This is a genomic window from Verrucomicrobiales bacterium (genome assembly GCA_016793885.1).
GTDB lineage: Bacteria > Verrucomicrobiota > Verrucomicrobiia > Limisphaerales > UBA11320 > UBA11320.
This window is the reverse complement of the sequence record JAEUHE010000067.1, coordinates 49053-63865: the sequence shown is the minus strand read 5'-3', so window position 1 is coordinate 63865 and position 14813 is coordinate 49053. Positions and strand designations below refer to the sequence as shown.

Genomic DNA, 14813 nt, shown 5'->3' with positions numbered 1-14813 from the left:
CGGCCATGTTCCTCTCCCGCGTCAGCATCCAACGGCCGGTCCTCGCGACGATGATGAATCTCGCGCTGGTGCTGTTTGGCATCATCGGCCTCTCGCGCCTGCCCGTCCGCGAGCTTCCCGACATCGATCCCCCGATCGTCAGCGTCACCACGGTCTACCCGGGTGCCAATGCGCAGGTGGTCGAGACCGAGGTCACTGAACGCCTCGAAGAAGCCATCAACAACATCGAAGGCATTAAGACTCTCACCAGCGAGAGCCGCGAGCAGGTCAGCAGCATTGTCGTGGAGTTCAACCTCTCCCGCGATATCGACCTCGCGGCCCAGGATGTGCGCGACCGGGTCAGCCGGGTGCGCGGCGCGCTGCCTCTCGACATCCGGGAGCCGGTCGTGGCCAAACAGGATGCCGACGCCAACGCCATCATGTGGATCACGCTCAACAGCGAGCGTTACACCCCGCTGCAGCTCACCACGCTCGCCGAACGCCAAATCAAGCCCAGGTTCCAAACCATCGCCGGAGTCTCCTCGATCATTATAGGCGGTGAAAAGCGCTACGCCATGCGGCTGTGGCTGGACTCCGGCCGCATGTCAGCCAAAGGGGTGACGGTGCTCGATGTGCAACGAGCCCTCCGGCAGCAGAACATCGAGCTACCTAGCGGACGCGTCGAAAACTTGGATCGCGAGATGACCATCCAAACCCTCGGCGAAATGAAAAACGCCGAAGAGTTCAACAACCTGGTGGTGCGCACGAGCGGGGACACCCTCATCCGCCTCAAGGATGTGGGTCGAGCCGAGGACGGCGCTGAGGACTATCGCACTCAAGCCCGCGCGAATCTGAAGCCGTGCGTGTTTCTGGGAGTGGTCAAACAGTCCAAAGCTAACACGGTATCCGTGGCCAAGGGCATCACGGCCGAGATCGAAGCGCTGAAGCCAACCTTGCCCACCGGGGTGGAAATCTATGCCGGCTATAATGAATCCACCTATGTCGAAAAGGCAATCAACGAGGTCTGGGAAACCCTCGCTATCGCCTTCGGACTGGTGCTGGTGATCATTTTCGTGTTTCTTCAAAATCTTCGCGCCACCCTGATTCCGTCGGTCGCCATCCCCATCTCGATCGTCGGGACTTTCGCCATCCTCCATTTGATGGGCTACTCCATCAACATTCTAACCATGCTGGCGCTCGTGCTGGCGATCGGGGTGGTGGTGGATGACGCCATCGTGGTGCTCGAAGCCATCTACCGCTACATCGAGAAGGGCATGCCTCCCCGGGAGGCCGCCTTCAAGGCCATGGAGGAAATCTCATTCGCCGTGATCGCCATCACGCTGTCCCTGGTGGCCGTGTTCCTCCCGCTGGCGTTTCAGACGGGCCAGACCGGACGCCTCTTCGTCGAGTTCGCCGTAGCGATCGCCGGGTCCGTCGTCCTGTCCGCCTTCGTCGCCCTGACCCTGTCTCCGGCCATGGCCGCCCGGATGCTTAAGCCCATCGAGGCCCATCACCACGGCTTCCTGCTCCGCTTCTTTGAGCGAACCCTGACCGGCATGGCCAAAGCCTATGGCGGCAGCCTGCGCTTCGTGCTGCGCCACCGCTTCTCCATGGTGCTTCTCACGCTCGGATCGTTCGCGCTCATGACCATCGCCTACCGATCACTGGACAAGGACTTCCTGCCGGAGGAGGACAAGGGTCGGCTGTTCTGCATGATGTTCACTCCCAATGGCTCAACCAGCGAATTTACCGACCGCCAGCTTCAGAAGATGGAGCGAATGATGGCCGAGATCCCTGAGGTCGACAGCTTTGCGGCGATCGTGGCCCCGGGGATGAATGGGCCGGGCCAGGCCAACTCCGGACTGATCTTTGTGACGCTTAAAGAGGAGCGCGATCGAACGATCCAGCAGATCGTCAACGCCGCCGGCGGCCTTCGCGCTCGGTTTTTCAGCGAAGTCGAAGGAGGCATCGCCATCCCCAACATCCCGAAGGCGATCGGACGGAACTTCGGCGCCCCGTTCGAGCTCATTCTCCAGCATCAAGAGCTGGATGTCTTGAACCAAACCGCCAACGCCATTGCCAACCAGCTGCGTCGGATGACCAATCTCCAGAACGTCCGGGTGTCCTTCGAAGTCAACAAGCCGGAGCTGCGATTGGATATCGATCGCAAACGCGCCGCCGCCCTGGGCGTCAATATCGACGACATTTCACGCACGGTTCAGATTATGTTCGGGGGGTTGGACTTGAGCCGGATGAAGATCGGCGGCAAGCAATACAACGTCATCGCGCAGCTGGAGCGCCAGGACCGCCTCACGCCCCAGGATCTCGACCAGATCTATGTGCGCAGCGCCAGCGGGGAGCTGATCCAACTCAGCAGCCTCGTGACCCGCACCGCCGGTGCCGCGCCCAACAGCATCAACCACTACATGCGCCTGCGCAGCGCCAGCATTACCGCGTCACCCGTCGGCCTCCCGCTGGGCACCCTGGTTGAACAAACCGAGACCTTGCTCAAGACCGAGCTGCCCGGCGACATGCTTTATGCTTGGGGTTCCGAGGCTCGGGATCTGCGCGATGCCAACCGAGATGTGTGGTGGATCCTCGGTCTGGCCGGAATCATCATCTACATGACTCTGGCCGCTCAGTTTGAGAGCCTCCTGCATCCTTTTACCGTGATGTTGGCACTCCCGCTGGCGGGAGTGGGAGCCTTCGGTTTGCTGTGGCTGTTGGACTTTTTGGGAAAGACGGGCGTGCTGCCGCCGATACCGGCCATGAATATCAACCTATTCAGCCAGGTGGGGCTCGTGCTGCTGGTGGGATTGGTTACCAAGAACTCCATCCTGCTGGTGGAATATGCCAACCAACAGGTGGCCAAAGGATCGGGCTCGCACGAAGCCATGATCGAGGCCGGGGTGGTCCGCCTGCGTCCCATTTTGATGACCGCGTTCTCCACCATCGCCGGCATTCTCCCCATCGCCATCGGCTTCGGAGCCGGCGCCGAAAGCCGCCGTCCCATGGGCGTAGCCGTCGTCGGGGGAATGTTGACCAGCACCTTTCTGACACTGTTCGTGATCCCCGTGGTTTACACGCTATTCAGCGATTTGGGTAAAAGGTTTCGCCGGAAGGGCAATGCCTGAGCAGGACCCGGTTGCCCAATTCTCATCGCGCTTTTGGGACGGGAGCAGCCAGCACCATAGGCTGACGATCTTGGCGCCGAGGTCCGTCTATGGAGCGCGGAGACACGTCTCCGCTTTTCCTTCATGCGACGGAGCGGCTAAGAGTTCTCCTTAAGTGAATGGGTGCGCTGCGGGATAAGCTGGCGAGAAGAAAAAGCGGTGTCGGTGCCACCGCGGTCCATAGACAACGAGCCTGTCCGCCATTCCTACCCCGCCTGCGTGGCCTCCGACTCTTTTCTTGGGTGCGCCACCCAGACATAGCGAAACATAATCGTGCGAAGCACCGCGGTCAGCGGGATCGCTAACACGCCACCCAATATTCCCCCGAGCAGCGTGGTGCCCACCATGACGGCAATGATGATGGTCAAGGGGTGCAGTCCGACACGATCGCCGATAATCTTAGGAGAGATCACGAAACCCTCCAGCAGCTGAGCGATCGCGAAAATGCCCAGGACGGCCAGCGGGTGCGTCCAATCACCGAATTGCGCTATCGCGATCGCCACCGCCGGGATGAGACTGGCAGCCACTCCCAAGTAGGGAACAATGCCCAACACCCCCGCCAATACGCCGAGAAGGAGAGCGTAGTTGAGCCCGATCATCGCAAACCCAATCGTAAGAATCGCCCCCACACAAAACGCCACCAGCACTTGTCCCCGGAAAAAAACGATTAAGCAGTCATTGATGGATCCAAGCACGAACGCGACCTCGTCGCGCAAATGGGACTCCCGAAGGGGCAAAAAATCACGCCAACGACCTTGAATCCCACGCTTCTCCAAAAGGAAGTAGAAGAGATAAACCGGCACAAGGGCCAGCCCCGCCAAAAAGCCGGCCACCGACGCCGCCCGAGATACCTGATCCAACATCCAGGATCCCAATTGGGGCAGCGCCCGTGCCGTCCATGAAAAAAGCTCGCTGCTGAGATTGATATGTCGGCGACCGCTGAGGGCGTCGGCAGAACCCAACTCCGCGGCGCTGACTGCGGTAGAAACGGAGTTTGTTGGAGATAATGCCGACCCGACCTCAGGAAGGGTGCTCATCGATGGCTCGTTGGTCGATCCCGCGGGAGCGACCGGTGCGGGAATCGGGCCGAGTAACCCACTGGGCAACCACTGGGGCGGATGCGTGATAAAGGCGTCCAAGCGGTCACGCACCTTCATCACATAAACCGGGACCTGGGCGCCAAAGGATTGAATCTCAGTCACCAGTCGAGGCAGCACGGTGCTGCCCAGAGCGATCACCAGCAGGATGGCGAGCGCGAACACCAACCAAATGGCAGCAATACGGGACTTGGTCCGATTTTCAAAAACGTCCACCAGTGGATCGAGGATAAACGCGAGCACGCCGGCGACCGCGAGCGGCAGCAGCACGGAGGACAGCTGGTTGGCGATCCATCCCAGGCCCCAGAACAGCAGGCCGATCAGGGCGACCAGAATCCCCAGGGCCAACGCTGTGACCGAGGTCCACAGCAACCGTGCCTGTCGTTCGGTCGGATTCATCCTAGTTGCTTCGCTTTATCGGCGGCCGCTCGAACCGCAGTCATCAATGCCCCTCGAACGCCAGCCTGCTCCAGACGGTGAATCCCCTCGATGGTGGTCCCTCCCGGACTGGTGACCATGTCTTTGAGAGCTCCCGGATGAAGCCCGGTTTCCAGGACCATCCGCGCCCCGCCGAGCAGGGTCTGGGCGGCGAGTCGGGTGGAAACGTCGCGCGGGAGTCCTGCCGCCACTCCTCCATCGCTGAGCGCCTCAATCATGAGATAAACGTAGGCGGGACCGCTGCCGCTCAACCCCGTCACGGCGTTGAGCAGGTCCTCCTTCACCTGGAAGGCAATCCCGACCGCTTCGAAAAGCCTCTGCGCCAATGCCGCATCCTCGGAGGTGGCGGCCTTGCCAAGGGAAAATCCGGTGGCCGAGGCGCCCACCAAGGCGGGGGTGTTCGGCATCACTCGGATCACGCGCGCTTTGGGAGCCAGCCCCCCTTCCAGCTTCGCGATGGTGATCCCCGCCGCGATGGAGATCAGCAGCTGGCCGGGCTTAAACGCCGACTTGATCTCGGCAAGCAGCGCCTCGACCTGGTTTGGCTTCACGGCGAGAATGACAATGTTGCTCGCCCGAACCACGTCCACATTGCGCTCGAGCATTCTCGCTCCGGTTTCCTGAGCAAAGTGCGCCCGCGCAGCGGGCTCAATATCGCTCGCTGTCAGTCCGCTGGCTTCTAGGATCCGGGATTGAAGAAATCCCTTGGCCAGAGCAGTGGCCATTTTTCCGGCGCCGAGGAATCCGATTTTCATGTGAGGAGGCATCTGCGATGTAAGGCGCATAATCCCTACCCCCGCTTCGCTTTGTCAAGGACCCGGTCGGGATTTAGAGAGGGTTTTCCCCTCGTGTCGCGCCTCAGGTTCGAAGGATGGGTGCTGACGAGGCTGCTTACAAGTCTGGAGCGTAGAACCCAAGGTAACGACGAGGCTTGCTTCAGGACCGCACCGGAGCAGCGCGTGCTACGTCCAAAGTCGAATTGTTGGGGGAGCGTGATTCGAGGTATCACACCCACCGCGATGAAACGTGGGTATGCATCTGAATGCCGGTTGCTGAGAAGTCTGATTGCCGGACTGGCCGCAGCCGCGTCACGTGTCATTTCGTTCACCCCTCTGTCGTTCGGCGGTGAAGTCGGCACTTTTCAAACCCTTACCTCCAACTCCATGAGACCAATACTCCCCCTCTACAGAACCGCGAGGACCATCCTCGGCCTGCTGGCGGCACTCAACACGACGACATCGCTCACCGCAGGCGAACATCGATGGACCGGTGCCGACAACTTCACCCAGAACTTTAGCTCTCCGCTCAACTGGGAGAACGGCAGCGTGCCCGGCGTCAACGAGCAAAACGTGCGATTGGTCTTTCCCTCATTTGCGAGTGGAACCAGCCCCATCCAAAACATCGCCGGCTTGAAGATCGACCAAATCGATATTCAGGGCGGAGGTTACACTTTCTATGGTGTGGCCGGGTCGAAGCTGACGCTCCGCGGCACTACCGATGCGCTTTTCGCCAGCGTCGGCGCACTTTTCCACAGCAGCCTCGAGGTCGAAGTGGAAAATCAGGCCGAGATTGAGGTGAACTTTAATCACTCGATCACGATTCAAGGCCGCATCTCCGGCGCGGGCGGCCTACGCAAAACGGGATTAGGCGGGCTGGAGTTCATGGGAGCGAGCCCGAACACCTATGCTGGGGAAACCTCGGTACATGCCGGAACGCTGCGCTTGAACAAGAACGCCGGCGTGACGGCCGTGCCCGGCGATCTGGAAGTGGGCGACGGTTCCGGCGGCAACGATGTCGATATCGTGCGCCTGCTGCAGGACAACCAGATCAGCAACACTTCCGCAATCACGGTCAATTCGGCCGGATACCTGAACTTCAACAACAACGACGATACGGTCGGAGCCATCACCCTGCAGGGTGGCCGCATCGGGACCGGCACGGGGGTGCTGTTCATGAACGGGGGTGTCACGACACTCGCATCCCTCGAATCATCCCTGATCGAGGGTCGAATTGACCTCGGCGTGCGGGGAAAAACCTTTGCCGTCGCCAATGGTCTGGCCTCCCAGGACCTCATCGTTTCGGCGCGCATCAGCGGAGGAATCCTCGTCGGGTTCAGCAAGAACGGAGCAGGTTCGATGACCTTGAGCGCCAGCAACACATTCTCCGGACCGTTGAGCCTCAACCAGGGCACGCTCAATGCATTGAACAACTGGGCGTTCGGTAGCACCAATGCCGGAACAACTGTCGCCGAGGGAGCGACGCTTTCACTCGGTACTATCCAAGTGCCCGCGGAGCCTCTGGCACTCAGCGGAACGGGCGTTGCCGACAGAGGCGCGCTTGAGGCTTTCGACAGTTCAGCGATTTGGGACGGGCCGATCAACCTCGTCACCGATGCAACCATCAACATCGCCTCCGGGGTGACATGTTATCTGCGCGGTCGCATCGAGGGTCCCGGCGGTTTCACGAAGGTGGGCGAAGGCGACCTGCGCCTCACCGGCGACCAGGCAAACACCTACTTGGGAGACACAGCCGTGCTCGGTGGCACGCTCACCGTAAGCAAGATCGCGAACCTGGTGTCGATTCCGGGCCGGCTGGTCGTCGGCCACGACACTCAGCCCGCGCCGTTCCCTCGCGACACCGTCAAGGTGATGAGCAACCATCAGATTGCCAACAGTGCCCCGATCGAAATTCACAACTCGGGCTCGCTGGAGTTTGAAGGGGTGTCGGAGGCGATCGCGTCGCTCGACTTCACCGGCGGCCGGATGGAGGTGGATGGCGGAACGGTGACGATGCTTGGCAACATTCACTGCTCTGCACCCGCGAACAGCATGGCGTTCATCACCGGCAGCGGCGTGTTCTCGATGGGCGCTCAGTCGCGGATTATCTCCGTAGACGCTCATTCAGGCCTCGCCATCACGGCAGCCATCGCCGGCAGCTCCGGCATCGGGTTCCTGAAACAGGGCGAAGGCATTCTCGACCTGCGCGCGGCCAATACCTACTCCGGCATCACTACCGTCGAAGCGGGTCGGGTGCTGGTGACGGGACCGGATGGCAATCTCGGCGGGAACGCGCAGGGTACGATCGTTGCGCCGGGCGCACAGCTGGCCATTAGCTGGGTGCAACTCGGTGAAGACCTTGTTCTCAGCGGAGACGCTGAGAACGGTCGTCCCAGCTTCGCCGTTCATGGCGACTGCACCTGGGCGGGGGACATCGCTCTCGGCGGTGCAACGAACACCATTGATATCCAGACGGTGCGGTTGATCGCCAGCGGCGTGATCAGCGGCGGCGGCACGCTCCGCCTGCGCGGCCACAAGGTGAATGAGGCGCCGACGCTGGCCTGGCTGAGCGGCACCTTGGCGAATACCTACACGGGTGCGACCGTGTGCGAATCAGTCGCGCTTCGGCTGAGCAAGCTGCCAGGTCAGAACGCGATTCCAGGCCCGCTCTTCCTGCTCGCTCCAGCAGACGCGAGTCAGGCTCCCTGCCGGGCGATCCTCACTCTCCCGAACCAGATCGCCGACAATGCTCCCATCACCCTCCTCGACGGCGCTGTGTTTGACGCGGGCGATATCAACGAAACGATCGGCCCGGTGCACCTTGATCACGCCACTCTCATGACGACGAACGGCGTGCTGACCTTGAACGGCGACGTGACGGTGGCGGCGACCCCGTCATCCTACATCCGGGGAAACCTCTCACTAGGGCCGGTGAGCCGAACGTTCAACGTGTCGGGCAAGGTCGGTGGGGCGATGGAGTTCTATCTGATGGCCAAGGTGTCCGGAACCAGCATCAATGCCGGCCTCGTGAAGACGGGTTCGGGCGAAGTCAACGTGTCGGGCAACAACTCCTATGCGGGAGCCACCCTGATCCAGCAGGGAGGCATGCGTCTGACCCACAACAACGCGCTCGGGTCGGGTGCGCACGGGACTTTGGTAAGTTCCGGCGCCGTGCTTCAATTGTGGAACGATATCACAATCGCCCAGGAAGTCTTGACGCTGAACGGCACCGGAATCGGTGGCGAGATCTACAACGCGGCGCTGATTTCCATGGCCGGAGTCACCAACGTGTGGGCCGGGCCGGTCGTTCTCGCTTCGGGTTCGGCCATCAAGATGGAGAACCCAGGCGATAGGCTGATTCTTTCCGGAGTGGTCAGCGGGGCAGGAACGTTGTGGAAGCGCGGTCAGGGGACTCTGGAGTTCGCCGGGTCGAACGCCAACACCCATGAAGCGGATGTGATCGTCGAACAGGGGGAACTGGCGCTGAACAAAACCGCCGCTCTTGCGGTCGCCGGCGGTCTGATCATCGGCGATGGTGCCGGCGGCGCGAACAGCGATGTGGCGCGTCTGCTGCAGGCAAATCAAATCGGAGACACCGTCCCGGTCGCGGTGCTGGGCAGCGGCCTGCTCCATCTCAACAACTTTAGCGACGCCATCGGGTCCCTCGTCGGCAGCGGCGCAGTGAACACGCTGTTCGCCACCCTCACAGTGGGCGGCGCCAACACGGACACGACGTTCAGCGGGCTGATTGGCGGGGTTGGTTTCGTGACATTGACCAAGACCGGGACAGGCGAGCTGACTCTGCTCGGCAATAATCCCTACACGGGCAAAACGATCATCAACAACGGCAAGCTCGTGATCGACGGCCTCCAGGCGGGCAGTGCGGTGGAGGTGAATCCGCTGGGCACGCTGGGCGGCACCGGCTCGGTCGGCCCTGTTACCGCGTTCATCGGTGCAGACATCGTCCCCGGACACAGTCCCGGCATTCTGCGCACGAAAGGATTCATCCTTGATGACAACGTCGCTGTGCATATCGAGCTTGAAGGCAGTCAGCCCGGCACCGGCTACGATCAGATCGACGTGACCGGATCGGTCCTCGTCACGCTGGCGCAGTTGCGGGTGACGAACGCTCCGAGCTTCAAGTCGGCCGTGGGAGATCAGTTCGTCATTATCAAGAATGACGGGAACGACGCGGTGTCCGGTGAGTTCGTCGGAATGCCGCAGAACAGCACGTTCGTGCTGAACGGTATGCTTTTCCGAATCAGCTACCACGGCGGCGACGGGAATGACGTGGTATTGACCCATGTGAACACCCCGCCGTCGCTCGCCGGACTGAACATCACGGCCAACAGCCCCGAAGGAAGCCTGGTGCACATCAGCGCCCAGATCAAGGATCCGGACCTCGCCGATGGATTCATCCTGATGGTGAGCTGGGGAGACGGCACCCCGGCCCAGCAGTTCGAGTTCGCGCCGGGCACCACCGACTTCAACGTTTCGCATGCCTATGCGGATGACAATCCGACGAGCACGTCGGCCGACGCGTATCTCATCGACTACACACTCCACGACAGCAGCGACCCGGGTGCGTTTGGAAACCACATCGTGACCATCGCGAACGTGGCACCGGTGGTGAACGCCGGCGCCGACGTGAAGATCGCCAAGGAAACGACGTTCAACGCCAGCGGCAGCTTCACGGACGCCGGGGTGAACGACACCTGGGTAGCCACGGTTGATTACGGCGATGGTTCCGGCCTGCAACCGCTCGCGCTGAACCCGGACAAGACCTTCGTCCTCAGCCACGCCTACACCGAGACAGGCAGTTTCACGGTTACCGTTCGTGTGAACGACGATGACTCCGGCCAGGGTGTCGACACACTCTTGGTCAATGTCGCCGAGTCTCAGGCGGCACCCGTGCTAAAGATTGCTCCCGGACCAGGCAATGGTCGGGTGACGGTGTCGTGGCCGTTGGCTGCGGTTGGGTTCGAACTCGAATCAACCACCGATCTGAACAGCGGGGTGTGGACCAAGGTCCCGTTCACGCCAGCGGATGAATTGGCCGAGAAGGTCGTAATCGTGCCTAAGAGCGAGTCCACCCTGTTCTTCCGCTTGGTGAAGCAATAGTTCGGATTGTCATGTGAGAAACAGCACCCGTTCAATATTAGGATGAAGAAGAGGCTAGGGAAGATTCCTACGTTTTCGGGTGAGTTTCTGTCCGCACCGCGAACCCGCAGGGTTCAAAGGGATTATACGGGGCGTGGAGCGCAGCGCCACCCCCGGTCGGTCCGGTCCCCTATCTGACAGCGCCCTGAGAGGCGTGCCACCCGCTGGCGATGGGACTCAAGAACGGATTGATTCCTTTTGAGTAGGGGTGACGCAAGTCTAAGACACCGGTGGCATCGCTGCGCGATGCTCCGCATTTTTAACAATTCCGGGGGTGCCAACACCCCCGGCTATTCTCTGTGAACCCAGCAGGTTCGGGCTCCGACATCGCTGTACGTTCAGGCTATCAAAGATGAGGTCGTCCACCTCCAATGAGGTAGGGAGAGACTCTGTCGAGCCCATACATTCCCACCGTGTAGGAAGCTTCAAAGGAATCACCGCGAGGAGCCCCGATAGATAACCGATGTCGTCATGCCCTCTTCGGCGGAGCCTCTATCCTGAAGGACGCCTGAGGCCATCGTGGGCTCGACGGAGTCTCTCCCTACCTTATTGGGGATTGGCGGCTAACCATCGTGTGTAGCGTCGAGATTGATGGGTATGAATACTAATCAAAAGCTCAGCCTCAAACTCGCGACGAAGGTGCGCTCGCGGGGCAACTCGGCCGACAGGTTCAATGGATTGAGCCGATAGTCCCGATCCGCCAGATTCAACAGTCCCAGCCGGACCTCCGCCCGACGATTCGGAAAACGATATCCGGCGTGCACATTGAACTGCCAGAACGTGTCTCCGGGCAAGGCGGGCTCATAGCCCTGATTGCTTTGGGCGAACAGCACCGACTCCACTCTTCCGAAAAATCCGGAGTCGTGATTGATCACCGCGAACAGCTGCACTTGATGCAGAAGACTCTCCAACTCCTGACGCGGCCGAAGCTGATACGGCGGAAAAAAATGAGGCACCGACCCTGGTATCTGCGGGAACTGATCGTCCAAGCGGGCGTTGCTCAGCCGATACTGCGTGCCGAGGGCCACGTTCTCCCCCACCAATTGGTTCACCGTGACGATCAAACTGGCCTCCCGAAAATCCAACTCCTCCAAGGTGCTCGACGGCTCCGCCAGAAAGTTTAAGTCGAATACCCCCACCTGACGGCTCAAGCGGGATCGCGCCAATTCCCCACGAACGGCGACATAGGTTTCCGTGGCAAACCGGTGATCCCATTCCAAGGATCCCATGTCCACACGCCCCCCGGATTGGCTTCCCACCACGGAGTCGGGTATCAGGCCCCGCCACGCTTGCGCAAAACCCGCGACTTGCGATGGCTCCAAGCGGTAGCTCTGATCAAGGCTCACCCCGCCTAAAGAACGCGTGTAGGCCCCGCGAAGCCGTGAGGCCGACGTGATGTTCCACAGAAAGCCCGCCTTGGGAGACCATTGCTCCTGAGTCTGCTCGTCACGCAACACGGGAGCGAAGCGGAAATTGCTCGGGGACTCCAAATAGTCATAGGTCACGCCTCCCAACAGGCGCAACGCATCGTCGACCTGCCACTGAGCATAACCATACCCGCTCCACCGATGAAGGCCCGGGTCGACCCGCTGCTCGAGAGGCACCGGCAGCGCCGCCGCCTGATCCGCGAGGTTTTCTTGGCGGCTCCAGGTATCGAAGTCTCCCTCTTGCGCCCGCGCGCCCCCGATGAACGTCCATGAATCCAGCTGCGCAATGTGCTGCAGCTCGGCGCTCAGGGTTTCCTGCTTGCTTCGATAGCGCTGATCAACGCTCGTCAACAGCGTGCCTGTCACCTCGTTAGCCAGATTCTTGGACACCAGCAAGACGGGCTGCGCCGGATCCGATGCGTTCACCTCGTCGTGAAGTCGGCCGGCGGTGACCAGAGTGTGCTGCCCGGGACTCCACCGATGGTGATATCCGGCAAAGATCAAAGGCTCCTGCTTCTCTTCAAATCGATATTGTGACCGAAACAGCGCCCCATTCGACGGATCATAGACACGCCCCAAATCTCCCCCGCTGGCATCGTAGTAGACCGTTTGCAGAAAAAGAGAGTCGTTCGGCCCGAACTGTTGCTTGAGCTTCAACGACACCGTCAGCTGCTCCAGATCATTGTTGGGGCGCTGACCCGGGCTGCTCCGGTAATCCTCTTCCAATGAGTACGCCGAACTCCCCAGCAAACCATACTGAGCCGCGCTCTGAGTCCATTCTCCGTTGCTCCGATACTCCGTCAGCGACGAAAAGCCCAACCCGTCGCGCTCAAAGAGCCGGGAGAACTCCTGAGCCGAAACGGTTTGGGAAAGCGTTCCGGCGGCAGCTGGCGCCAGAAGATTCGCCACCAGGTATTCGCCAAACCAAGGCGTTTCGTAACGGAGATCCACCTGACCGGGATCGCGTAATTCGTGATAGCTATTGGCCAGGAAGAGGTGTGCCGAATAGTTGGCGTAGTCGCTGTTGACTGCATCCACCGCCTCCCGACGACTGAGATCCTGGAAGCCGGCATCGCGGTACAGCGCGCTCAGGTTCGCACCCCGCACCGCCTGGTCCTCGTCGAGCAGATGACGGGATCGGTAGAGTCGTCGTCCCTCGTTAAGCTGCTTCGAGGTCTCAAGCTCACGAATGCCTTCATTGATGCGTCCCTGTTCCTGGTCGAGAAGAGCGGCGTAGAGCCAGGCCGTCGGATCATTCGGATCCAATGATTTGGCCAGTGAGAACTCAAGCTCCGCCCGTCGCCGATCGCCGGCGGCCGCGAACGCTTTGCCGAGATAGCTTCGCAGCAGGGCGCGTTGAGGTTCGACCGCGGCGGCCACCTCCAAGTCTTCCAGGCCTTCGCGGATGCTCCCCTGCTGAATCCGACACAACCCGCGTCCCAGCCAGGCGTTTCCCAACCCTGGGTCCAGTGTCAATGCATGTTCGAACTGCTCCAGGGCACCCGACACCTTTTCCTGAGCACACAGCTGAAAGCCCTGCAAAACGAAGGCAGCGGCGTGACGAGGAGAGTGCGACAAGCCGCGGCGGAGCGCCTTACCCGCCTCGGCGCTTCGGCCATGGCCAAATTCCAGTTCGGCCAGACGGATCCAAGCCGGACCGAACCCGGTGGAACGAAGAGCAGCGGCTTGCGCCGCGTCGCGGGCTGGGCCCAGTTTTCCAATCGACTGCTGATAGTACGACTCCGCCAGCCACTCGCTGGCGAGTTCAGGTGCGCCGGCCGATGATGCCGGCCTTGATCCTGAGCGAACCGCCGCCTGCATGAGCCGAAGTGCACCGGCCAAACGGGCTGTCCGGTCCGAAGTCGGGGATGACAGGGTCCTTCGATCGAGCAGGGTTTCACTGGGCGCCACCTGGCCGGTCGCCAACAGCAGCGCCGCCAAATAGACCTGCTCCCTATCCGACTCCGGCTCGCGTCCCTCAGGATATTGTTCGAGGGCGCGGAGCAGATCACCGCTGCGATACGCAGCTAAAGAACCAGCTAACAAACGGACTTCCGCCTCGGTAAGGAGCAACTCATCGGCATCCAGCACGATCGGATAATAGAGACACCACTGGATTACGTTGAGGGAGTAGATGACCGGGGTCCGTTGGGGCTTCTGCCCGGGGACAGCCTCTCCACCCTCCCCCGCTTCCAAGAGCAACTTGCCTTGGTCATTGCTCAGGTCGACCCGTCCATCGACAACTCGGATCACCAGGCCGCCATCCTCGCGGGCCTCCGCCACGAACTCCGTTCCGCGAATCGCCGCCGAAGCGCTCCGGGTGTGCACCTCCACGTCCGTGGGCGAACCTCGATGGAAAAAGTAGAGCATTCCCTTCAATAGTCTCAACCAGGTGACCTCATTCGTCGACGGCGAGGGGGCGATCTCGAGGGTGCTGAGCGGGGGAATTTGAATCACCCCCAGATGCGGGGTCTGGAGAAAGAGACGCGTGTTGCGACCCGTGCGCAAGCGGTCGCCGGGACGGATGTCCTGCGGCATGCGAGTCGAGGCCATTACCCAGTCAGCCGCACCCGCGGGAGCGATCCACCAGTTTGTGCCCTGGATCGCGATGGCCCTCACCCCATTCGTTGAGGAGGATGCCCCCACCGAGTTCTGCGCCGCCAGCTGCCCGCTCAGGCCCATCAGCGCAACCCAGCCGAAGAGAGCCAGGGAGCAGATTCGACTGAGGCGAGGCGGGTTCATTCCATGAGATCGGTCATCCAG

5 protein-coding genes are annotated in these 14813 nt (G+C 61.0%); 2 read left to right on the top strand and 3 right to left on the bottom strand.

The genetic code is table 11. From position 1 onward, the window contains the following. Positions 1–5: 5 nt before the first annotated feature. Positions 6–3113, top strand: a complete 3108-nt coding sequence (locus JNN07_08600) for an efflux RND transporter permease subunit (GenBank protein MBL9167787.1) — start codon at positions 6–8, stop codon at positions 3111–3113. A 245-nt stretch (positions 3114–3358) separates the two neighbouring features. Here JNN07_08600 and JNN07_08595 read toward each other — a convergent pair whose 3' ends face one another. Both JNN07_08595 and proC read right to left on the bottom strand, forming a co-directional pair. Continuing rightward, positions 3359–4648 carry an AI-2E family transporter gene (locus JNN07_08595; GenBank protein ID MBL9167786.1) on the bottom strand — a complete coding sequence of 430 codons (1290 nt, stop codon included), beginning with the start codon at positions 4646–4648 and terminating at the stop codon, positions 3359–3361. Then, positions 4645–5454, bottom strand: a complete 810-nt coding sequence (gene proC, locus JNN07_08590) for a pyrroline-5-carboxylate reductase (protein MBL9167785.1) — start codon at positions 5452–5454, stop codon at positions 4645–4647. The genes JNN07_08595 and proC overlap by 4 nt, the downstream gene beginning before the upstream one ends. A gap of 396 nt (positions 5455–5850) precedes the next feature. On the opposite strand from proC, the gene JNN07_08585 reads away from it, so the two are divergent. Then, on the top strand, positions 5851–10584 hold the full coding sequence (locus tag JNN07_08585) for an autotransporter-associated beta strand repeat-containing protein (protein MBL9167784.1): 4734 nt from the start codon (positions 5851–5853) through the stop codon (positions 10582–10584). Between the two features lie 647 nt (positions 10585–11231). Here the strand turns inward: JNN07_08585 and JNN07_08580 are convergent. Further along, the gene (locus JNN07_08580; GenBank protein MBL9167783.1) at positions 11232–14792 is read right to left on the bottom strand and encodes a TonB-dependent receptor; all 3561 of its coding nucleotides are present in this window, start codon (positions 14790–14792) and stop codon (positions 11232–11234) included. Between the last annotated feature and the right edge of the window lie 21 nt (positions 14793–14813).

Bases quoted from the DNA above. Each gene is read 5' to 3' on its own strand.
- JNN07_08580 (MBL9167783.1), bottom strand. From the start codon at position 14,792: ATGAACCCGCCTCGCCTCAGTCGAATCTGCTCCCTGGCTCTCTTCGGC.
- JNN07_08600 (MBL9167787.1), top strand. From the start codon at position 6: ATGTTCCTCTCCCGCGTCAGCATCCAACGGCCGGTCCTCGCGACGATG.
- proC (MBL9167785.1), bottom strand. From the start codon at position 5,454: ATGCCTCCTCACATGAAAATCGGATTCCTCGGCGCCGGAAAAATGGCC.
- JNN07_08585 (MBL9167784.1), top strand. From the start codon at position 5,851: ATGAGACCAATACTCCCCCTCTACAGAACCGCGAGGACCATCCTCGGC.
- JNN07_08595 (MBL9167786.1), bottom strand. From the start codon at position 4,648: ATGAATCCGACCGAACGACAGGCACGGTTGCTGTGGACCTCGGTCACA.